This is a genomic window from Rhodoferax ferrireducens (genome assembly GCF_003347515.1).
GTDB lineage: Bacteria > Pseudomonadota > Gammaproteobacteria > Burkholderiales > Burkholderiaceae_C > Rhodoferax.
In genome coordinates, this window is record NZ_QEII01000056.1 from 1 (window position 1) to 251 (window position 251).

1 pseudogene is annotated in these 251 nt (G+C 53.8%); it reads left to right on the top strand.

Features of this window, described 5'->3' with window-relative positions:
* A pseudogene (locus tag C5P05_RS34155) lies at window positions 1-251 on the top strand (Tn3 family transposase); the annotation flags it as partial.

Below are 251 nucleotides of genomic sequence, written 5' to 3' on the forward strand. Positions count from 1 at the left end.
GGAGGGGTATGCTGATTTCCTGATTCAGCCGGTGGGGCAGATTGACCGTCATCTGATTGCCGCTGAAAAATCCAATTTGGATCACATTGCTGCCACCCTGGGGCTCAAAGAAATGAGCCAAAGTGTGTGCTGGTGCGAAAAATTTGCACCCTGTCTGGACACCACCGCACGCGTAAGGCCCTTTTCGAGTATGACAAGCTGATCCGCACGATCTACACGCTGCGCTACTTGCGCGACCCTCAATTGCAGCG